Origin of the sequence: Paenibacillus harenae DSM 16969 (assembly GCF_000422465.1) — a bacterium.
Lineage (GTDB): Bacteria > Bacillota > Bacilli > Paenibacillales > Paenibacillaceae > Pristimantibacillus > Pristimantibacillus harenae.
In genome coordinates this window covers 216,207-236,295 of record NZ_AULV01000015.1, presented here as the reverse complement: position 1 = coordinate 236,295, position 20,089 = coordinate 216,207, and the positions used below count along the sequence as shown (strand labels likewise).

18 protein-coding genes are annotated in these 20,089 nt (G+C 49.7%); all 18 read left to right on the top strand.

Features of this window, described 5'->3' with window-relative positions; genetic code table 11:
- Window positions 1–12: 12 nt before the first annotated feature.
- The 18 genes from H581_RS0103895 (at window position 13) to H581_RS36230 (ending at window position 19,976) form a co-directional block, all read left to right on the top strand.
- The gene (locus H581_RS0103895; protein ID WP_028608881.1) at window positions 13–858 is read left to right on the top strand and encodes a carbohydrate ABC transporter permease; all 846 of its coding nucleotides are present in this window, start codon (window positions 13–15) and stop codon (window positions 856–858) included.
- A gap of 234 nt (window positions 859–1,092) precedes the next feature.
- Window positions 1,093–2,151 carry an autoinducer 2 ABC transporter substrate-binding protein gene (locus H581_RS0103890; protein WP_028608880.1) on the top strand — a complete coding sequence of 353 codons (1,059 nt, stop codon included), beginning with the start codon at window positions 1,093–1,095 and terminating at the stop codon, window positions 2,149–2,151.
- Window positions 2,141–3,982: a cache domain-containing sensor histidine kinase gene (locus tag H581_RS0103885; protein ID WP_028608879.1), complete on the top strand. Its 1,842-nt coding sequence runs from the start codon at window positions 2,141–2,143 to the stop codon at window positions 3,980–3,982. The genes H581_RS0103890 and H581_RS0103885 overlap by 11 nt, the downstream gene beginning before the upstream one ends.
- Before the next feature lie 5 nt (window positions 3,983–3,987).
- On the top strand, window positions 3,988–5,619 hold the full coding sequence (locus H581_RS0103880; protein WP_028608878.1) for a response regulator: 1,632 nt from the start codon (window positions 3,988–3,990) through the stop codon (window positions 5,617–5,619).
- A gap of 194 nt (window positions 5,620–5,813) precedes the next feature.
- Window positions 5,814–7,328 (top strand): sugar ABC transporter ATP-binding protein, encoded by a 1,515-nt coding sequence (locus H581_RS0103875; protein WP_028608877.1) that lies wholly within the window; start codon window positions 5,814–5,816, stop codon window positions 7,326–7,328.
- Window positions 7,329–7,342: 14 nt separating this feature from the next.
- A complete protein-coding gene (locus H581_RS0103870) occupies window positions 7,343–8,392 on the top strand; it encodes an ABC transporter permease (RefSeq protein ID WP_036717586.1) in 1,050 nt (349 codons plus the stop codon).
- 3 nt (window positions 8,393–8,395) lie between these two features.
- The gene (locus tag H581_RS0103865; protein WP_028608875.1) at window positions 8,396–9,385 is read left to right on the top strand and encodes an ABC transporter permease; all 990 of its coding nucleotides are present in this window, start codon (window positions 8,396–8,398) and stop codon (window positions 9,383–9,385) included.
- Window positions 9,386–9,496: 111 nt separating this feature from the next.
- On the top strand, window positions 9,497–10,573 hold the full coding sequence (rhaS, locus tag H581_RS0103860) for a rhamnose ABC transporter substrate-binding protein (RefSeq protein ID WP_028608874.1): 1,077 nt from the start codon (window positions 9,497–9,499) through the stop codon (window positions 10,571–10,573).
- Between the two features lie 25 nt (window positions 10,574–10,598).
- Window positions 10,599–10,919, top strand: coding sequence for an L-rhamnose mutarotase (locus H581_RS0103855; RefSeq protein ID WP_028608873.1), 321 nt, complete (start codon window positions 10,599–10,601; stop codon window positions 10,917–10,919).
- A 392-nt stretch (window positions 10,920–11,311) separates the two neighbouring features.
- A complete protein-coding gene (locus tag H581_RS0103850) occupies window positions 11,312–12,418 on the top strand; it encodes a rhamnogalacturonan acetylesterase (RefSeq protein ID WP_051250436.1) in 1,107 nt (368 codons plus the stop codon).
- Window positions 12,419–12,676: 258 nt separating this feature from the next.
- The gene (locus H581_RS0103845) at window positions 12,677–13,885 is read left to right on the top strand and encodes a macrolide family glycosyltransferase (protein WP_028608871.1); all 1,209 of its coding nucleotides are present in this window, start codon (window positions 12,677–12,679) and stop codon (window positions 13,883–13,885) included.
- Between the two features lie 399 nt (window positions 13,886–14,284).
- The gene (locus tag H581_RS0103840) at window positions 14,285–14,959 is read left to right on the top strand and encodes a response regulator transcription factor (RefSeq protein ID WP_028608870.1); all 675 of its coding nucleotides are present in this window, start codon (window positions 14,285–14,287) and stop codon (window positions 14,957–14,959) included.
- Between the two features lie 191 nt (window positions 14,960–15,150).
- On the top strand, window positions 15,151–16,278 hold the full coding sequence (locus H581_RS0103835; protein WP_169507423.1) for a sensor histidine kinase: 1,128 nt from the start codon (window positions 15,151–15,153) through the stop codon (window positions 16,276–16,278).
- Window positions 16,279–16,354: 76 nt separating this feature from the next.
- Window positions 16,355–16,828, top strand: coding sequence for a DUF3995 domain-containing protein (locus tag H581_RS0103830; RefSeq protein WP_028608868.1), 474 nt, complete (start codon window positions 16,355–16,357; stop codon window positions 16,826–16,828).
- Window positions 16,829–16,875: 47 nt separating this feature from the next.
- Entirely contained in the window at window positions 16,876–17,166 is a 291-nt protein-coding gene (locus tag H581_RS32930; protein ID WP_245599897.1) for a hypothetical protein, read from the top strand.
- A 151-nt stretch (window positions 17,167–17,317) separates the two neighbouring features.
- Window positions 17,318–17,587: a DUF1292 domain-containing protein gene (locus H581_RS0103820; RefSeq protein ID WP_028608867.1), complete on the top strand. Its 270-nt coding sequence runs from the start codon at window positions 17,318–17,320 to the stop codon at window positions 17,585–17,587.
- A gap of 446 nt (window positions 17,588–18,033) precedes the next feature.
- On the top strand, window positions 18,034–18,885 hold the full coding sequence (gene mle / locus H581_RS0103815) for an alpha/beta fold macrolide esterase (protein WP_028608866.1): 852 nt from the start codon (window positions 18,034–18,036) through the stop codon (window positions 18,883–18,885).
- A 149-nt stretch (window positions 18,886–19,034) separates the two neighbouring features.
- Complete coding sequence (locus tag H581_RS36230; protein WP_051250422.1) at window positions 19,035–19,976, top strand: Gmad2 immunoglobulin-like domain-containing protein; 942 nt, start codon at window positions 19,035–19,037, stop codon at window positions 19,974–19,976.
- The last annotated feature ends 113 nt before the right edge of the window (window positions 19,977–20,089 follow it).

Genomic DNA, 20,089 nt, shown 5'->3' with positions numbered 1-20,089 from the left:
GAGGAGCAGGAGATGAACTTGAAGATTAAAAATCCGGTCGCTAAGCTGATTATTTATGCTATTTTGATCCTATGGGGCGTATCGGTATTGTACCCGCTCTTATGGACCTTGCTGGATTCTCTAAAGAATAACGAACAATTTTTCTTAAATGCGCCTTGGGCTCTGCCCGAGCTCCCGCTGTTATGGTCAAATTTCTCCTATGTGTGGAGTAAATATAATTTTAATGCGTATTTCGTCAATTCGCTTGTTGTTACCATTGGCTCGACAGGTCTGGCGCTGCTGTTGTCGGCAACAACGGCTTACGTGCTGGCGAGATATACGTTTAGAGGCAGCAACGCTTTGTTCCTTCTCTATATCTCTTCTATGATGGTTCCGTTTGTATTAGCGCTGATTCCTCTATTCTTCTTGATGAATTCGATGGGCTTGATTAATACAAAGCTTGGCCTGATACTCGTGTATACCTCCAGCTTGCTTGCATTCGGCATTTTTGTTCTTATCGGATTTTTCAAATCGTTGCCGAAGGAGCTGGAAGAAGCGGCAATCGTTGACGGGGCTTCTTATTACGGAACGTTCTTTCGGGTCATGCTCCCGTTGTCTCAACCAGGCTTGATTACGATAGGTATCGTCAATATCTTGAACATTTGGAACGAATACATCGTAGGTACGATATTAATTAACGATCCGGCCCAATACACGCTGCCGGTGGAAATAGGAGTTATGCAGGCAGAGATGCAGTATCGTACAGAGTGGGGACCGCTGTTCGCAGCCCTTCTGATTACGATCGTTCCGGTACTCGTGATGTATATGATCTTCCAGCGGCAAATCGCAAGCGGAATTACGGCTGGCGCGATCAAATGAAATAAGCTATCCCCGAAACCCCTGCCAGACAGAGGGTTCGGGGATTTTTGCGTTAGTAGTAATTGATTGGCATCTCCTGCTTAAGACGGGGACGCCGGTATAAGGTTGATTCGGAGCATGAAGGGTAAGAGCGGGCTCTGCCTCGGAACCTGTAAAAATCCGGCGCTTGCCTTAGAAACGACGGGAATGTTATCTTTAATATAATTTTCAAGAAGGGGTAGAGGAGACTCGCGCATGAATCGATTGCTGCGTTTGCATATGATCCTGCTGTCGCTAGTATTTGTAAGCGCTTGCTTGGATGCGCCCTCCAAAGGAGGGTATAAGGTCATTTATTCGATGGAGTCCGGCCCTTCTTCCGCTCCAAGTTCTTATGCGGCCAAAAATAATGAATCAGACTATATCATCGGGGTCGTACCGAAAGTGATGGATATCCCCTATTTTAATGTCGTCGAGACCGGAGTAATGGAAGCCGCCGAGGATCTGGGAGTCGAAGTCATCTACGAGGGGCCTCCGATTGCCGATACGCAGCGGCAAATCAAGATCATCCAGGATCTGATCGACCGGCAAGTCGATGCGCTTGCCATATCGGCCAACGATCCGGAGAAGCTGCTGCCGGTCTTGATGGAAGCCAAACAAAAGGGGATCCAAATTATCACCTGGGATTCGGATACGGTACGGGAAGGCAGGCAGTTTTTTGTCAATATGGTAGATCCGGAAACGCTAGGAAGACATTTGATGGACACACTTGCTTGGAATACGGCCGAGAGAGGCGAGTTTGCCATTATGACGGGCTCCGCGTCGGCGGCAACGTTAAACGAGTGGATCAAATGGATGTTAGCGCAGCAGCAGGAATTTTATCCGGGCATGAAGCTGCTGGAAATAACGGCAACCGATGACGATCCGCAGAGAGCCTACGAAGCCGCAAGCCGGCTGTTGGCCGACCATCCCGGCTTGGCCGGCATCATCGGCATTTCATCCGTTGCCCCTCCGGCTGCGGCCCAAGCGGTGAAGGAAGCCGGCATGCTTGGCAGGGTCAAGACCGTCGGACTGTCGACTCCGACCCTAATGGCCGGATATTTGCACGACGGATCCGCGCAGGTTGCCACATTGTGGAGTCCCAAGAAGCTCGGTTACTTGACTGTGGTCTTGGCCAAAAACTTGCTGGATGGCAAGAAGCCATACAACGGTCAGGATATCGATAATGTAGGCAATATCAGAGTGAACGGGGATCATGTCATCATGGGCGAGCCTGTCGATTTTACAAAGGAAAACGTGGATCAATATGATTTCTGAGCTGATGGAGAGACTCCGATTCCGCCACTACCGGTTAAGCACGAAGCTGATCGTTACCTATATGCTGTTGACGGTTATCCCGATGTTTTTGTTAGGCTACATTTCTTATTCGCAGTATACGAAATCGATAGAGGAGCAAATCGGCGAATATATGCCCAAGTTTCTCGTCCAAGCGAACACGAATATTCAGAAGCAGATGGAAGAGCTGACGACGCTGCCGGATTCCCTGTTCAACTCCGGCGATATTATCGCTATTTTACGCAAGGATTCGTACCAGAATCATTCCGATTTGAACAAGGATCAATTTACGATGAACAGCTACTTGGCAAGAACGTATATCAACGGAAACAATACCGATGTGATCGGCGTATTTCTGTTGTCCAAGAACCGGCTGTTTCAGAGCACCAAGATGAGTTACTCCGGACTGGATTGGAGCAGTTCGCCGGTTCCGTACGGACAGGATCCCGATCTGCGGGGCAAAGCGAAGATGATTCTTCCAAGCGAGATCGGGATGAGGTTCACAAACAACGTGCCGTACGTTCTCGTCATGAAACAAATCAACGACGTGGACAACCGCAAAAATCTGGGCACGATGTTCATTGCCGTGCAGCTTTCGTTCATTGATGCCATTCTAAGCAACTTCGAGCAGAATGACGAAGCCGATCTTTGGGTAATGAACGGCGGCGGAGAACTGATTTACCATACGGATCCGAAAAAGATCGGAAGTTTCGACAGCAATATCGGCAGCTATCCGATCTTGAACGGCAGCTTCCGCACGAGTGACGCAGAGGGCCCGCGGCTGGTCAGCGTCAGCGAATTTGCCGGATTGGACTGGATACTGGTTCACAGCATACCTTTGAAGTATTTGACGGAACGGACGGATCTCTTCCGGTATGTCACGATTACGGTCCTTATCGGCATTGTCATCGTCAGCTCGATCATTGCGGTCATGTTTTCCCTCAACTTGACGCGTCCGCTCAAGCAGCTGACCAGGCTGATGAAGCAGGTGGAAACCGGTAACCTGAAGGTGGACCTAAAGGTGAAGAACAAAGACGAGGTCGGTACGCTTGCGCACAGCTTCAATGCGATGATTGCGCAAATCAGGGAGCTTGTCCAAAAAAATTACGAGATCGAAATCCGTCAGAAGGAAGCCGAGCTTTACGCGCTTCAATCGCAAATCAACCCCCATTTTATGTACAATACGCTGGAAACGATCGGTATGGCCGTCGAGGAGGGGGAAAAGGAGACGGTGGTGGAGATGGTGACGCTGCTCGGACGGATGCTGCGCTTTTCGGTCAGCAATAAATCGAAATTCGTTACAATCGCCCTAGAGGTTCGGCATGTCAGGGATTATATGACGATCCAGAAATTCAGATTTGAAGACCGTCTGGCGTTTGAGATCGTACAGAACGTCGAGGGAGGGGACGACCAGCCGTTATACAGCCCCAACTTCATTCTGCAGCCGATAGTGGAGAATGCAATCAAATACGGTCTTTCAGCCCGCAAAGGGGTGAACATCCATATTAGCGTCAACCGGGAATTCGGGGCCCGTTCCGGCAAGCAGGACGTCGTGTTCCGGATTCGCGACGACGGTCCCGGCATTCCATCCGACCGGCTAAGCGAATTGGAGCATGCTTTCCGTACGGAGACGCTTGCCGGGAAGGATTCCGGGTTCGGCCTGACGAATGTGAATGCAAGAATTGTCATGCTGCATGGTTCGGACTACGGCGTCCAGCTGCACACCATTTACGGCAAAGGGACGGAAGTGATTTTGCGGATTCCGGTGCTGATCATGTCAGAAGCGGCAGTAAGCAGCGAAAATGGGGGTTGAACGGCATGCAGACGATCAGAACGTTAATCGTAGACGATGAACCGCGAATCCGGAGAGGGATCGAGCGGCTGCTCCGTGGCTGCGGCGACCAGTGGGAAGTCGTAGCGACATTGTCCGACGGCAAGGAAGCGCTTGAATATATCGAGCGTACTGATGGCGCCATCGATCTGTTGATCACCGACGTGAGGATGCCCGAGATGGACGGTCTAACGCTTATTAAGGAAGCCGGTAAGAAGTATCCCTTCTTTCCGCTGGTCATCAGCGGATTCGACGACTTCCATTACCTGCAAACCGCCTTGCGTGAAGGAGCGGTCGATTATATGCTCAAGCCGCTGGACCGCGAGCAGTTCAGCAGCCGTATGGCGGAGGTGCAAAAGAAAATTTCGAATGACCGTACCCAGCTCCGGAAATGGGATGAATTGGAGCGGAAGGCGGAGAAGCTGCGGCGGACGCGGCAGACGCAGACGCTGAGCTATACGACTTCCCCCGGCGTCGATCTTACGCGTCTTGGCTATTGGGTGGAGGAATTTCCGAAGGGCCGCTATCTTCTGATGTATGTCAGTCTGGACACGCTGCCGGTCAAGACGCGCAATTACACGCTCAAGGATTGGGAAGCGTATTTCTACGCGCTGGAAAATATTATGGGCGAAGTGGTGGCAAACCATCTCCCGGATTCGGAAGGGCAAAGCTGGTGCTGGAGAGGCGGCAATTCGGATTTCTGGACGCTGCTCTACAGTCCCGGCGAGGAGGAGAAGCTTCTTGCCGGCGCCGAGGACTTATCCGAGCGCATCCGTTCGGCTATCCGGATCTATACGCCCTTCTCGGCTTCAATCGCGCATGGGGAAGTGATTGAAGATTTGTACTTGCTGACCGATGCGAAGCGGCAATGTTTGTCCTTGATCAATTATAGGCTGGTCTACGGCGGGAACCGGATGTTCAAGAAGGATTCCGAAGAGATGGCGGCAGACAAAACGCAGGACCGCGAGCATGGCGATATCGCCCCGATCTCCGGGCGGCTGAGGCAAGCGGTCGAACAAGCGGAACTTGCGGAAGCGCTGGGGCATTCGAATCATATTTTCCGGGAGCTTGAGCGGATGGAGTCCCCCGTTCTCATTCAGCGCACGGTTCAGAATGTATTCCTTCTTATTCATTCCGTCGCGCCGGCAGGCTATGACGATGCCGACCCGGTCATTTCACTCGAAGGAGTCGGGCAAATATTGAAGAAGTCCGCGAACCTGCGAGAGCTTCAGAGCGAAATCGACAAGCTGATCGCGCATGTGATCGGCGAAATCGAGTCATCGCGCCAAAGCGACCGCGCTAAGCCGGTCGAACAGGCAAAGGCTTGGATCCGCGCGAATCTGGCAAACGATTTGACCATAAAGAAAATTGCCGATACCGTGTATATGAATCCGACGTACTTCTGTCATTGCTTCAAGATCCAGACGGGGGAGACGGTACTGAATTATGCGACCAGGCTAAGAATAGAGAGAGCAAAGGAACTGCTGCGCGACCCGCATATCAAGCTTCAGGAGGTATGTGACCGGATCGGCTATCAGGATGTCAAATATTTCAGCAAGCTGTTCAAGGAATGGGCAGGGCAATCGCCATCCAAATACCGGGAACAGATGCTCCGTTGAAGCTTGCACATATGGGGGAATATAGGAAACGCGCTCAAGAGACAGGCCATTCGCCTGCTCTTTTTTTTGCTGCGCGCGGCAGAAACGGAATATTCTCCCCCCTACCCGAAAGATGTCTCCTACTGCCGAAGCCGGAAGACGATTATGATAGAACGATAAGAAAGAGATAATCAAGTGGTGAGGGGGGAACTGCGATGGCCGAATTTGTTCTTGAACTTAACGGCATCACCAAAATATTCCCGGGCGTTAAAGCGCTCGACAATGTGTACTTCAAGCTGAAACCGGGAGAGGTTCACGCGCTCATGGGCGAGAACGGCGCGGGAAAATCGACCTTTATCAAGGTCATCACCGGTGTCTACCAGCCTGATGAGGGTGAAATATATCTCGATGGCCGGAAGGTGGAGTTCAAAACCCCGAATGAATCGAAGAAAGCGGGGATCGCCGCTATTTATCAGCATGTTACCTGCTATCCGGATCTTAGCGTTACGGAAAATATTTTTATGGGTCATGAGAAAATCGGGCGCTTAACGAAACGGATCCTGTGGAACAACATGCACGCGGAAGCCGGAAGCCTCTTGCGGGAGCTCGGCGCTTCCTTCAGTCCAAAGACGCAAATGGGCGCGCTTAGCGTAGCGGAGCAGCAAATCGTCGAAATCGCGAAAGCGCTTTCTCTTGATGCGAAAATTATCATTATGGATGAGCCGACGGCCGCGTTGACCAAAAACGAAAGCGAAGAATTGTACCGGATTGTCGATAAGCTGAGGGAGCAAGGGAAATCCGTTATTTTTATATCGCACCGTTTCGAGGACATGTACCGACTGGCAAGCAAGGTGACGGTGTTCAGAGATTCCAAATATATCGGCACATGGGATGTGGATGAAATAGCGAACCCTGACCTGATCGTAGCGATGGTCGGACGCGAAATTACGCAGCTGTTCCCGAAGAAGGAATCGGTTGTCGGCGAAGAGCTGCTGGCGGTGGAGGGGCTCGGGCAAACGGGATATTTCGCGGATGTCACCTTCACGCTCCGGCGCGGCGAAATTATGGGGCTGACCGGATTGGTCGGAGCCGGCCGCACGGAGGTATGCCAAGCTTTGTTCGGCATTTCGGCTTACGATAAAGGCAGAGTGCTGCTTAAAGGGAAAGTATTGCGCGTGAAGAGCCCGCTCGACGCGATGAAGCATGGCATTGGATATTTGCCGGAAGACCGGCAAAAGCAAGGCCTCGTGCTGCAGTGGGGGATCGGCCGTAATATTACGCTTCCTTCTTTGCGGAAATGGTCCAAAAGAGGAATGCTGAATCCGGCGGCAGAAGCGGAAACGACCAAGCGGCTGGCGGAGAAAGTGAATGTAAAAGCAGGCAGCATATTCGATCTGGTAAGTTCTCTTTCCGGCGGAAACCAGCAAAAGGTCGTATTCGCCAAGCTGTTGACCGCCGATCTTGACATTCTCATTCTCGACGAACCGACCAAAGGCGTGGATGTGGGAGCGAAATCGGCGATTTATGAAATGATCAGCGAGCTCGCCTGCAGCGGTTACGGTATTATTATGGTCTCCTCCGAAATGCCGGAAATCATCGGGATGTGCGACCGGGTTGCCGTGATGCGGGAAGGCAGGGTGGCGGCTACGCTGGAGCGGGACGAAATTACGCAGGAGGCCATTCTTCAGGCATCCATGGTCGATGAAGCGCCGCTGGCGGAACAACTTTAAAGGTGGGCAACGATATGAACGAGAGAGGCTTGGCGAACGCTGCTTTGGAACCTGCGCCGCATAATGCCGGATTTCCCAAAAAATCGTTTAGTGCAAACATAGGAAAATTCAGAGAGCTGGGACTGCTTGGGTTTATCGTCTTGCTTTCCTTAGGCGTACAGCTTCGCAATCCGAGCTTCCTGTCATGGGAGAACATCAATGACATTGCGACGAATACGGCCATCTTAAGTATACTGACGATCGGAATGATGCTCGTTATCGTCACCCGCGGGATCGATCTGTCGATCGGCGCAACCTTGGCTTTGTCGGGGATGATTGCGGCCTTAACGGTATATGAATACCCGGATTTGAATCCTATGATAGCCCTGCTGCTGGGCGTGGCGGTCGGTCTTGTATGCGGAATGGCGCTTGGCTTTCTCGTCTCCAGGATGGGAATACTGCCGATTATCGCTACGCTCGGCATGATGAACGTGTTTCGCGGATTAACTTATCAGGCAAGCGGAGGGAAATGGGTCAGCGCCCATCAAATGCCGGACAGCTTCAAACAAATCGCCACGGGCTCCGTTCTGGGCATCAATAACCTGGTTTTTATCGCCATCGTCATTTATGTCGCCGCGTATTTCTTTGTCAATCATACCCGGACAGGGAGACAAATCTACGCGGTTGGGAGCAATCCCGATTCGGCTCAAATCAGCGGGATCAAAACAGGGAAAATATTATGGCTCGTATACAGCATCATGGGCGGCCTTTCCGGTCTGGCCGGCGTATTGTGGGTTTCCAAATTCGCATCCGCCCAAGGCGATACCGCAGCGGGCTATGAGCTGAACGTCATTGCGGCCTGCGTGCTCGGAGGCGTCAGCATCGCCGGAGGATCGGGCAAGATATCCGGCATTATTCTGGGCACCGTGCTGCTTGGCATTCTGAACAATGCGCTGCCGATGATCAATGTCTCGCCGTTCTGGCAAATGTGGATTCAAGGGACGATTATTCTTGTCGCCGTCATCATCAATGCCGTGGTGAAGCGCGGAATCGACCGGAACAATCTGATGAGGAGGAAAATATAAGCGATGGAACCGAGAATGATTGCAAACAAGAAACCTTTCTCTCTTAAAGGCTTTTTCCTCCAATGGGAATGGATGCTGGTCGTTTTGTTTATTGCCGTCACCGTGATGAATATCAATCTGTCGGAGTACTACTGGAATTACGACAGCCTGCGCGATGCCACGATGAGCTTTTTGGATAAGGCGTTTATCGTACTGCCGATGGTATTCGTCATTATTTTGGCGGATATCGATATTTCCGTAGGCTCCATTGTCGCCTTGTCTTCGGTTGTCATGGCGGATCTGTACAGTCAAGGCGTCCCGATGCCGCTTGCTATGGCGATCTGCCTTGCGGTCGGTCTGCTGAGCGGATTGATCAACGGCATTCTGATTGTGAAGTTCAAGGAGCTTTCGTCCGTTATCGTGACGCTCGCTACCATGATCATATACCGCGGCATCGCCTATATCATTCTGGAGGATCAGGCCGCGGGGAAGTTTCCGGAATGGTTCAGCTACTTGGGTTGGGGTTATGTCGGAGACATTCCGTTTATATTAATCGTCTTTGCGGTATTCGCCGTCTTGTTCGGTCTGCTTCTCCATAAGACGACGTTCGGAAGAAGAGTGTATGCCATGGGCAGCAATCCGACGGCAAGCCGGTACTCCGGCGTGCAGGTGGATAAAATCAAGATTATCATCTTCATGCTCGCAGGCTTGATGGCCGCCGTAACCGCTTTGTTCCTGACTTCAAGAATGGGCAGCACAAGGCCAAATATCGCAACAGGCTATGAGCTGGATGTGATTGCGATGGCCGTTCTCGGCGGAGTGAGCACAGCCGGAGGAAAAGGAAGAATGATCGGCGCCGTACTTGCCGTCTTCCTGATCGGATATCTCCGCTACGGTTTAGGTCTTATTAATGTATCCGCCCAAACGCTGCTCATTATTATCGGCTTGCTGCTAATCTTTGCCGTGATGATTCCGAATTTGAAACGGAAGCGGGCAAGCAGCCGAAACGCCTGATTCCCATTGCCGCATCGCAGGGATACGGTCCTGAATTCCGTGCAAAACAGCCTTATCGCTGTCTTGTATATAGACCATTCTTTCTCACACAAAAAGGGAGGAAATAAGAAAATGAAAAAGAAGATGCTTGCGTTAGGCCTAACCGCGGTTATGTCCATCTCCATACTGGCCGGCTGCGGAGGAACCGGCGGGAACAAGGCTTCCGAAGGCGGAAGCAGCAATCCGGCAGCAACCGAGAATACGGGCTCAAGCTCGGACAAGAAGAAATTCGCCATTATTTTCAAAAGCACGGGCAATCCGTACGGCGAGAAGGAAATGGAAGGCTTCAAAAATGCGATTGAAGAAAACGGCCACGAGGCGATTCTGAAAGCGCCGGATCAACCGACCGCGGAAGCGCAAATTCAAATGGTCGAAGAACTGATTTCCCAGAAGGTTGATTCGATTGCCGTTGTCGGCAACGATCCGGACGCGCTTCAGCCCGCTTTGAAAAAAGCGATGAACGCCGGGATCAAAATAATATCGCTCGACTCCGCGGTTAACGCTCAAAGCCGATCAACGCACGTGAACCAGGCGGATCCGGAGCGGATTGGGCGCACGCTGATTCAAGGTGCTTACGATATGATCGGCGGCGAAGGGGAAATCGCGATTCTGAGCGCCACCTCTCAAGCGACGAACCAGAACACCTGGATCGAATGGATGAAGAAAGAGCTGGAAGATCCGAAGTACGCGAATGTGAAGCTCGTCAAAGTGGCTTACGGCGACGACCTGCGCGATAAGAGCGTATCCGAAACCGAAGCGCTGCTCAAATCGTACCCGAACCTGAAAGCGATCATCTCCCCGACAACGGTGGGCATCGCGGCAGCGGGGAAAGTACTGACGGACAAAGGTCTTAAAGGCAAAGTGCAATTGACCGGTCTCGGTCTTCCAAGCGAAATGGCCGAATATATTGAAAGCGGCATCTGCCAATGGATGTATCTGTGGAACCCGCTTGATGTCGGCTATCTGGCTGGTTATACGGCGGAAGCGCTGGTTAAAGGCGATATTACCGGGGCGGTCGGCGAGAAATTCACGGCAGGAACGCTGGGTGAAAAGGAAATTATCGCGGATGGCGACGGAACGCAGATCATGCTGGGCGATCCGTTCAAATTCGACGCAAGCAACATTGCGGAGTGGAAATCGGTTTATTAATTCACGGGCTAGGAGGACAGAGGCTTTGAGCACCAAGTTTGCGTGGTCATGGCGTGTCAAGGAAGAGTGCCTGGCGGAATACGTTCAGATGCATGCGGATCCTTGGCCGGAAGTATTGGAGGAGCACCGTAAAGCGGGCATTCGCAATTATTCCATATTCCAGGAAGGAACCACGTTCTTTTACTGCTTCGAATGCGACGACGTTGAAGGCGCCTTCGCTTATATCGCGCAGAGCGAGGTTTGCGGCCGGTGGAATGCGCTGACTTCGGGAATGATGCAGGTCTCTTTCGATATGGCTGAAGCAGAGCCTATCCGCCCGATGCGTGAAATCTTTTATTTGCGGTAATGCTAATTAAAAACAAGGAGTCCCGCAGCTTTCCGGCTGCGGGGCTCTTTGTCGTTGCCTATGAGCAAAGAAATAAAGAAGAACCACCTATTGCCGGTGGTTTTTCGTTGAAGCAGCAAACAGGCATTTTGTTTTAAAAATGGTAAACTGTCGGAATTTTCAACATTCAGCACTGTTTTTTCTATTTAATGCCGCATCAAAAATGCATAAGGTGGAATTAGGTGGGCGCTTATGCCATCCATTTGTGACGATATCGTTGAAAGGAGGAAGAGATAAATAATAAATGATGGATGGACACATGAATTTTGAAATGGGAGGAATTAATCGTGAATAAAGGCCGATGGACGAAACCGATAAGCGCGATCCTGTTCGCCGCTCTTTTAATCGGATTCATGCCAAGTTTGAAAGCGGAAGCGGTAAATGACGAGCTCAAATTCGATTTTGGCGCTGGCAGCGTTGAGTCCGGCTATATTGGTCTGAGCGCTTCCGACGGCTACAGCGCGGAAAAAGGTTATGGCTTCCATACTCCGGGGAACATGCGGAATGTTTCAGCTTCCGGCATCGGTGCGGCAAGCGACGCTGTCCAGTTCCTTGCTTACGGCACGAAAAGCACCAATACGTTTAACATCGATCTTGCAAACGGACTTTACGAGATTAAGGTCGTACTGGGTAACACGACAAGATCGAGCGTGGCGGCGGAAGGGGTTTATCAAATCATCAACATGACGGGAAACTCCGCAACGGACAAATTTCAAATTCCGGTCACAGACGGGCAGCTAAACCTGCTCGTAACCGAAGGTAAAGCGGGGGCGGCATTTACGTTAAGCGCCTTGAAAATCAGGAAGCTGTCGAACGTTCCGGTTACGAATCGCACGATATATATAGGCGGAGACTCGACGGTGTGTAATTATTATCCGTTGGATAGCAGTACGCAGGCGGGATGGGGACAAATGCTGCCTCCATATGTAAATACGAAAACATTCCAGGTGAGAAATATGGCCTCAGGCGGACAAATTGCAAGAGGCTTCAGAGGTGACGGTCAACTCGAAGCCATTCTGAAGTACATTAAGCCGGGCGACTATTTTATCCTGCAGTTAGGCATTAACGATACCAATCCGAAAAATAACACGACCGAAGCCGAGTTTAAGGAGATTATGCGCGATATGGTGCGCCAAGTAAAGGCTACCGGTGCCACCGTTATTCTATCTACGCCGCAAGGCAGAGCGACCGACTTTAATGCTCAAGGCGTACACTCTTCCGTTAACAGGTGGTACAGACACTCAACTGTGGCTTTGGCGCAGGAAGAAAACGTACCCTTAGTCGACCTGAATGTTTTAAGCTCGGCCTATTTCACGTCAATCGGGCCTGAGGCGACGCTTGCGCTTTATATGCCTGGGGACACCTTGCATCCCAATCGCACAGGGGCTGCGGAACTTGCCCGAATATTGTTCGAGGATTTAGTGAGACAAGGTTTGGATGGCTTCGCATTCGACGATTAAGCCAGTCCGCTCATGAGAGCGTCATGGTTTAAGGAGCCGAATTTCTCCGTCTAATATGTAGTGACATAGCAATATCGATCATCTAACGGGATTGTCTCCCGTAGTTTCAGCTAGTTTTCTTCTTTCGAATAAATTTGTGACGGCCCCTTTATTGTTTGTGAACTGAAAATTCAGGAACACATCGAGCGGTATACGATCTGTTTTTGACTCTACCCTCTTCCTTATATTACCATAGAGTGGAAGGGAGTGATTATATCCATGGGAAAAGTACTGTTTATTAACTTCCCCGCTGAGGGACATGTGAATCCGACGGTAGGCCTGGTGAAGGAGCTGACGAGCAGAGGTGAAGAAGTCACTTATTATTGTGTGGAAAAGTTCAGAGAGCGATTGGAAGGAGTCGGAGCTGAGGTAAGGACTTACGAAGATTTTGTGGAAGAGGAACTTATGAAGAGAGTGGGCACGGGGGGACCAGGACCGAACATGAATATCTTCATGTTCATGGAAATCATGCTGCGGAAATCGTATGAGCTGTACCTGAAGATCCTGCCTGAAGTTCAAAATGAGAAGTACGATTATGTGATCAATGACCACATGTGTCTGGCGGGTTGGATGGTCGCGGAAAAGCTAGGGCTGCCGAAAATCGCCTCGTGCACATCGTTCGCCTTACATCCCGATTTCGAATTCCCGATCAAAAAAATGATTTCCCCGGATGCCGAAGTAACCCGCAAGATGGAAGAATGGATCGGGCTCATGAAATCGGAGCATGATCTTGACTTAAGCTTCCTGAAGAAGCCGGCTGGTTTCTTCTGTCACCCTGTCGACATGACCGTCGTCTACACCTCGGCACATTTCCAACCGAATTCTGAGTCCTTCGACGGATCGTATCATTTCGTCGGCCCCTCCATTGCGCCGCGTAAAGATGCTCCCGAGTTTCCTGTAGAGGATTTGAAAGGGCGGAAAGTCGTTTATATCTCCATGGGCACGGTATTTAATCAGCAGAAACATTTCTATGATATGTGTTTTGAAGCGTTCAGAGACTTCGACGCGACCATCGTCATGTCGGTCGGAAAAAATACGAATTTGAGTGAGTTCTCATACATTCCTGATAACTTCATCGTGAAAAACTATGTGCCGCAACTGGAAGTACTCCAGCATGCTGACGTATTCTTTACCCACGGGGGAATGAACAGTACAAGCGAAGGGCTTTATTACGGCACGCCGCTTGCTGTCATCCCGGTCTCCGCGGACCAGCCTATGGTAGCCCGGAGAGTATCCGAGCTGAGGGCGGGATTAGCGCTCGATCTCGGCGAACTTTCTCCGGTCCTTCTGCACGAAACGGCCGAAACGCTGCTTGCCGTTCCTTCCTTCAAGCAGCAGGCCGAGGCGATCGGTACATCCTTCCGCGAAGCGGGCGGAGCCTCCAAAGCGGCGGAAGTGATTTTACAATGGAGACACGCTTCAGTCTGATAAATACTAAGTTTACACCTCGGAATTATAAGTATATACTGATCACATCAGCACCAACAATTTAAAGGACGACCGGATATGCGGAGGTCTCCACCATTTCCGATAACACGGAACAGTGGAAGGCCTCATTTTTTTTTTTTTTTTTGAAAGAGGCGATCACACGAATCCAATCACAGTAGGCGAAGTTAAGAAATGACAAGCAACCAAGAGTTTATTAGCTGCGGTATTCATGATCATTCTTGCGGCAAAGCAACATTAGGAAATGGAGGATCCTTCAGTAGGAAAGCGAATATTTTACAGGGAAGCCATATTAGGCTAAAGCGATTGACCCTTACTCTCGCCAACAAATTGAAACGGACATCCACAAAGCTTTTGTGATATTACCGGAAGGAGAGAAATATGCCTCCAAAAATCCTGTACATTGAAGATGACTTGGAGATTGGTTCCTGGCTCACGGATTATCTGTCCCAGAACGGTTATCTTGTTGAATGGCTAAAATCAGAGCATGAGCTTACAGATGACCTGCCACGGGTTGATCTTGTGATTCTTGACGTTATGCTACCCGGATTGGATGGCTATTCGGTCGGTCTTCGTATCAAGAAGAGGCATCCGAGTACGCCGATATTAATGCTGACGGCCAGAACGTCCATCGAGGATAAGCTTCAAGGACTGGCATTCGCTGACGACTATATGACCAAACCGTTTCATCCAGATGAGTTATGTGCTCGCATCAAAATATTAATACGCCGCAAGGGAGACGCCTCGACGGATCGCATCCAATTGGGCCATATCCAAATCGACAAAGAGTCAAACCGAATTATGAATTCCCAGACGGGAACCGATATCGTCCTGACCGGGAAACAATACCATATTTTCATGGAGCTGTTCCAGAATGCCAACCGCATTCTCACCAAGAAGAGGCTGTATGAATCGGTCTGGGGAGAACCTTATATGGAAGGCGACAAAACACTGATGGTGCATATTCGCCACCTTCGAGAGAAACTTGAGATCGATCCCGGCCATCCGATCCTTATTGAAACGATACGTGGCGTTGGCTACCGGGTCAAGTTATGATGAAGGGGAGATCATTACTTGTTCGATATCTGCTTCTGATTTTGCTTGCATTGATTATTTTTCCGCTTATACCTGCTTTATTTTATTTGCCGAATTATATTTCAAATAGTAATAGCTTGCTCGATCCTGTTGAAATTGAACGCGAGTGGCGACTCGAAGCCGGATTATTAAAGGATGTGCCCCCCGAACGCGTGAAAGCGCGATTGCAAATTCTTGTCGATCGGTACCCCGGAACGGAGGCATTCTGGGTAGACAGTGATCGATTGACCTGGTCGATTGGCGAACATCCAGTCGATATACCTGAGCGATGGACATATTCCGACGTAATTGCTTTCGCGAGCCAGACGGGACAGAAGGATCAACTGACGTTCACGGCTCTGCTTAGCGGCGACGTGCGAAACGGATTTATGACGATTCGTTTTCCACGTGCGCTAACTTCCATAGCCGATATTCCACCCTATCGGAATGCCGCATTGATTTCCTTGATGATAGCGGTATATGCGCTGCTATTGCTTGTCTCATTCTTATTCTTCTATCGTATCCGTATAAGACTGGTCCGGTTGGAAGCGGCAATGACCGTGAAAGGGGAAAGCGGCATCCCTAGTGGTATTATCCCCGGTAAGAATGATGAAATCGGAAGGTTGGAACTAGCCTTCAACACGATGAGCAGTCAACTGAAGTCGATGAGGGAGAGCGAAAAACAGGAGGAGGAGTTGCGCAAGCAGCTGGTTGCTAATTTGTCTCATGATCTGCGAACGCCGTTAACGGTAATAAGGCAGCATGTGCATACCCTCCTCAAAAGGCCTTCTGATCCGTCTCACGGTTCGTTACGTATCATAAATAGAAAACTGGACGATATCGGAAAGCTGATGGACAATCTTCTGTCGTACACTTTATTATCCGCAGGTAAATATCCGATGGAAATAAAGGACACCGACATACTGGAAGAGCTTCGCAATGCGGCCGCCGACTGGTATCCGGTCTTTGAAGAGGAAGGTCTGGAAGTCGAAATTGATCTGCCGGAGCAACCCGTAACATGGCGCATTGACCCATTCTGGTTCCGCGTCATAGTCGATAATTTGTTTCAGAATGTGATCAGACACGCCAAGACGGGGCGATATATCGGCATCTTCTGCTGCGAGCAGGAGGGTGAAATGGTAGTAGCAATCCGAGACCATGGTCCCGGCATTGCGTACCGCTCAGGTGCGAAAGGAGCGGAAATCGGTCTGTCCATTGTGTCATTAATGATTAAAGATATGAATTTGCAGTGGAAGATCGACTCCGAGAACATCGGAACGACTGTATATATCCGTACTTAAAATTAAACAAAGCTTAAACTTGAGGTCACCTAAAAGCCAATCTTAGGATGTTAAGATAGCTGCTGAGGTGATGAGAATGAACGTTAAGAAAAGAAATTGGGCAGGCTATATTGCGTGCATATGCGGGCTGTTATATGCGCTTCCGCACTTTTGGTGGGGCTTGGGGTTTTCATTCGGTTTCCCGGGAGACTTTGCAAAGGTGCCAGACGAATTATTATCGCGAGTAATCGGTTATTGGTTTATGGGAGCGATGGCCGTGCTTGCCGCCCTATTCAGCCTGTCGTTCGTGTATAAGTGGGGAGATAAGCTGCCGAGGAGGTTGAAGATCATTCCCGCATGGATCGGATGTATTGGATTATCCGCATGGGGCTTTAGCTACTTTGTTCTGAAGTTTCAATTTGCAATCGGACGTGTCGTGTCCGCTCCCTCTTTCGTAGAACAAGATGCAAGCCCGATGGCAGCATGGGGATACGTATGGTATGCACTGTTCCTTGGCTGGGGAATCTCGCTTGGCTTTGCTGCATTTTTCGAACATCGCAAAGGGGAATGAGATTGAGGTCTGAACCCAACTTGGTTACAACTGAATTAGGAGATGTATTGAACGGAATTTGGCTTGGTATGACTACGGGTGAACAATTAGGAACGCTTTCTAAGAGTGATAAGAAAATTCTGCATCATTTGTATTCTAAATTAAACCAATATCCTAATAACGATTTGTATAGTTTCGTTGTTTTAACCGAAGCGGATAAAATGAATTTTGAAGAGCTGCGAGAAATACTTCGTGGCGCAGGATTAGGGTTAAATATTTCAATAAGTGTAAGTATGGATTCTTTTATGAAGCAAGCAGATGAATTAGCTAATAAATTAGAATCGCGGTCTGGTCAATGAAGCGAATGAAGGAATGATAAATCCCCTCGGTACGATATCGGTATCTTTTTCCAAAATGGTTACCGTTTTCTCGGCATTTAACGAATTTTTTTAAAAAATTTGTGAAAAAATATATCAGAATAGTAGGTCTTACAACGAGGGAGGGCTAAATATGATGATTGAAAACGGTGAAGTTCTCACGTTGGTGGACGATGAGGGAGCTGAACAAGAGGTCGAGGTGTTGGGTTCTCTGGATTTGGAGAACCAACATTATGTAGCAGTTGCATACTTGGATGAGCTTGAGGAAGGGGAGAATGAAAAAGAGGATCTAGATGTATTCTTTCTGCAGGTCAACGAGAATGAGGAGCTTTCGGTGATCGAGAATGATGAGGTATTTGAAAAAGTTTCATCGGCTTTTGAAGCAGCTTTAGAGGAAAGATAAGGGGAAGAATTTTTTCTGATATCAATCCCAATAAACAGCGCCATCAACTGTTGTGGGCTTTAAATGCATTGTTTTTACCAACGATTGACAGGTAACAAAAACCTGTGCTAAGATACGATTAATTCATTTTGGACGGAGGGTTGCGTGTGGCAAACTAATTTTTCGATCTACATTTGCACAGTTAGAAGAGTAATTCTGATTGGCTATATTGTGCGCATAGTAATCGAAGAATGGTCTGCCTCCACGGTACCCGGTTTAAAGATGATCGCTTACATTCCCAATTAGTGATCGACTGAGATCAAGATACATGTTGTTTGTTTTTTGACATGTATTCGGTTCGTCAACGAGGTATTCGTAACACCATCACTCCATTCTTTTTCGATTACTTGAACACAGGCAGCCGGCCTGTGTTTTTTATTTTTATAACAGTGGGGAGAGATCTTGCAATGAGCGAACAATTATTTGAAGTAAATGGAATCGAACTTTGTGCCGAAAGCTTCGGCAACCCGGAACACCCGGCTATATTACTGATCATGGGTGCTCAAGCGTCCATGGTTTGGTGGGAAGAAGACTTCTGCCGGCGCCTAGCCGCCAAAGGATACTTTAACATTCGCTACGATAATCGTGACGTCGGTCGGTCCGTCACCTATGAACCCGGCAATCCCGAATACACCTTTGAAGATATGGCTGACGATGCGACCCGTATCCTCGATCATTTTGGAATCGCACAAGCCCATATTGTAGGCATCTCTATGGGCGGCATGCTGACTCAAATTCTGGCTTTGCGTCATCCAGAAAGAGTTTTGACCGTTTCGCTGCTCTCTACTTCGAATTTCGCCCCAGGCCTCCCGCCGATGGAAGATAAGATAATGGATTATTTCTCCAAGGCGGCGGCCACAGATTGGAGGAATGTTGCAGCGGTCATTACTTTTACGGTAGGCAAATGGGAAATTCTCGCGGGTTCTAAGCATCCGTTCGATGAGAAAAGAATATATGATTTAGCTGCAGAAGAAGTCAAAAGAAGCCGCAATATGGCGAGCATGAACAATCACGGCATGGTGACGGGGGGAGAAACCTATTTGGTACGAACAGGCGACATCGATGTCCCCGCTCTGGTTATTCACGGCACGGAGGATCCGATTATACCTTATGAACATGGAGTCGCTCTTGCCCGCGCTATTCCCAAAGCGGTTTTACTGACTCTGGAGGGGACCGGTCATGAGCTTCACCATAAAGACTGGGATACGATCATAGACGCGATTTCCAATCATACCACGTTATCTTATCGTACCCGCTAACAAAGGAACTAATTATTCATTCGGAGTGAGAGCGCGCTGGACTTATCCAAAAGAAACGCAGAGCCAATAACGGTTCTGCGTTTTTCCGCTGTTCCTCTGAAACCTTTGCCGCTTATGCTGCGTCTTACCCTTCAAAGGAGCTGAGATGCATGGGGAAACGGAAGGGGTCGCTTTTACTCGTTTTGCTTTGTATGGCGTCGTTATTGGCGGCATGCGGGCAGGGCAACGGTTCAGCTAATCCGGGGGAGGAGCCGACTGCGGTCAAGATCATTGACAAGGGGCGCCTGATACAGAAAGAAGCGGGCAGCTGGTTAATTACGGCTTACGTCGAGAAGGAAGAGAATGCATATATCGATGCGTATTGGTTCACGATGAACGAACAAACGGTGCTGGAGAACAGCAGCGGTCAAAGCGTGTCTCCCGACAATATTCCGGTCGGCGCGCAGCTGGATGCATGGCATACCGGAGAAGTCCGGGAATCGTATCCTGCGCAAACCGATGCCGCTAAAATCGTCGTATTTGAAGAAACGCAGGCTGTGCAAGACGATATGATTAGCGAATCGGAAGCGGTGCAGGCCGCTTTGCATTCGAGCAGCGGATCCACGTTCGCGAGGGCGGTCAAGAATGCCGCGCTGGATGCGGATAAAGGGATTTGGAGCGTGGAGCTCGCGGAGCACGAGACCGCCGATCAGCCTGCGGTCGTACAGATTGACGCCCGCACCGGCAAGCTTATCACGGCTCCTGTTGCAGTGAACGAAGCGTTTCGCGTATTCTCACCTGAGCCTGGGACAGAGTCCGGCCCTTCCTTCACGGTCGAAGGCGAGGCGCGTGTATTCGAAGCCGCTTTTAGCTGGACGCTTGAAGACGGGCATAACATCTTGGCCGAAGGGCATGAAATGGCCGATATGGGCGCGCCCGAATGGGGCCGTTTTCAATTTGAAGTCAGCTACGAGAAGGCTTCACAGCCCAATATGATGCTCATTCTGTTCGTTCACAGCGCCAAGGACGGAAGCACCGAGAATGAGCTGATCATTCCGCTGAAAGTGCCCGAGGAGCTTATTCAATATTCGACGGACACAGTCTTACAGTGAATCCCAGCCTAATCCGACCTAATGTCTCACAGACGCTGCTAGATAAAAAATGTGCTGAAGAACGAGCGGAAAGTCTCTGTAAATTTGCTGTAATGGGACAAATATACGATTTC

Bases quoted from the DNA above. Each gene is read 5' to 3' on its own strand.
- H581_RS0103830 (WP_028608868.1), top strand. From the start codon at position 16,355: ATGAACGTTAAGAAAAGAAATTGGGCAGGCTATATTGCGTGCATATGC.
- H581_RS0103850 (WP_051250436.1), top strand. From the start codon at position 11,312: ATGCCAAGTTTGAAAGCGGAAGCGGTAAATGACGAGCTCAAATTCGAT.
- H581_RS0103880 (WP_028608878.1), top strand. From the start codon at position 3,988: ATGCAGACGATCAGAACGTTAATCGTAGACGATGAACCGCGAATCCGG.
- H581_RS0103890 (WP_028608880.1), top strand. From the start codon at position 1,093: ATGAATCGATTGCTGCGTTTGCATATGATCCTGCTGTCGCTAGTATTT.
- H581_RS0103875 (WP_028608877.1), top strand. From the start codon at position 5,814: ATGGCCGAATTTGTTCTTGAACTTAACGGCATCACCAAAATATTCCCG.
- H581_RS0103820 (WP_028608867.1), top strand. From the start codon at position 17,318: ATGATGATTGAAAACGGTGAAGTTCTCACGTTGGTGGACGATGAGGGA.
- H581_RS0103895 (WP_028608881.1), top strand. From the start codon at position 13: ATGAACTTGAAGATTAAAAATCCGGTCGCTAAGCTGATTATTTATGCT.
- H581_RS0103870 (WP_036717586.1), top strand. From the start codon at position 7,343: ATGAACGAGAGAGGCTTGGCGAACGCTGCTTTGGAACCTGCGCCGCAT.
- H581_RS0103885 (WP_028608879.1), top strand. From the start codon at position 2,141: ATGATTTCTGAGCTGATGGAGAGACTCCGATTCCGCCACTACCGGTTA.
- H581_RS0103840 (WP_028608870.1), top strand. From the start codon at position 14,285: ATGCCTCCAAAAATCCTGTACATTGAAGATGACTTGGAGATTGGTTCC.
- H581_RS0103845 (WP_028608871.1), top strand. From the start codon at position 12,677: ATGGGAAAAGTACTGTTTATTAACTTCCCCGCTGAGGGACATGTGAAT.
- H581_RS0103865 (WP_028608875.1), top strand. From the start codon at position 8,396: ATGGAACCGAGAATGATTGCAAACAAGAAACCTTTCTCTCTTAAAGGC.
- mle (WP_028608866.1), top strand. From the start codon at position 18,034: ATGAGCGAACAATTATTTGAAGTAAATGGAATCGAACTTTGTGCCGAA.
- rhaS (WP_028608874.1), top strand. From the start codon at position 9,497: ATGAAAAAGAAGATGCTTGCGTTAGGCCTAACCGCGGTTATGTCCATC.
- H581_RS36230 (WP_051250422.1), top strand. From the start codon at position 19,035: ATGGGGAAACGGAAGGGGTCGCTTTTACTCGTTTTGCTTTGTATGGCG.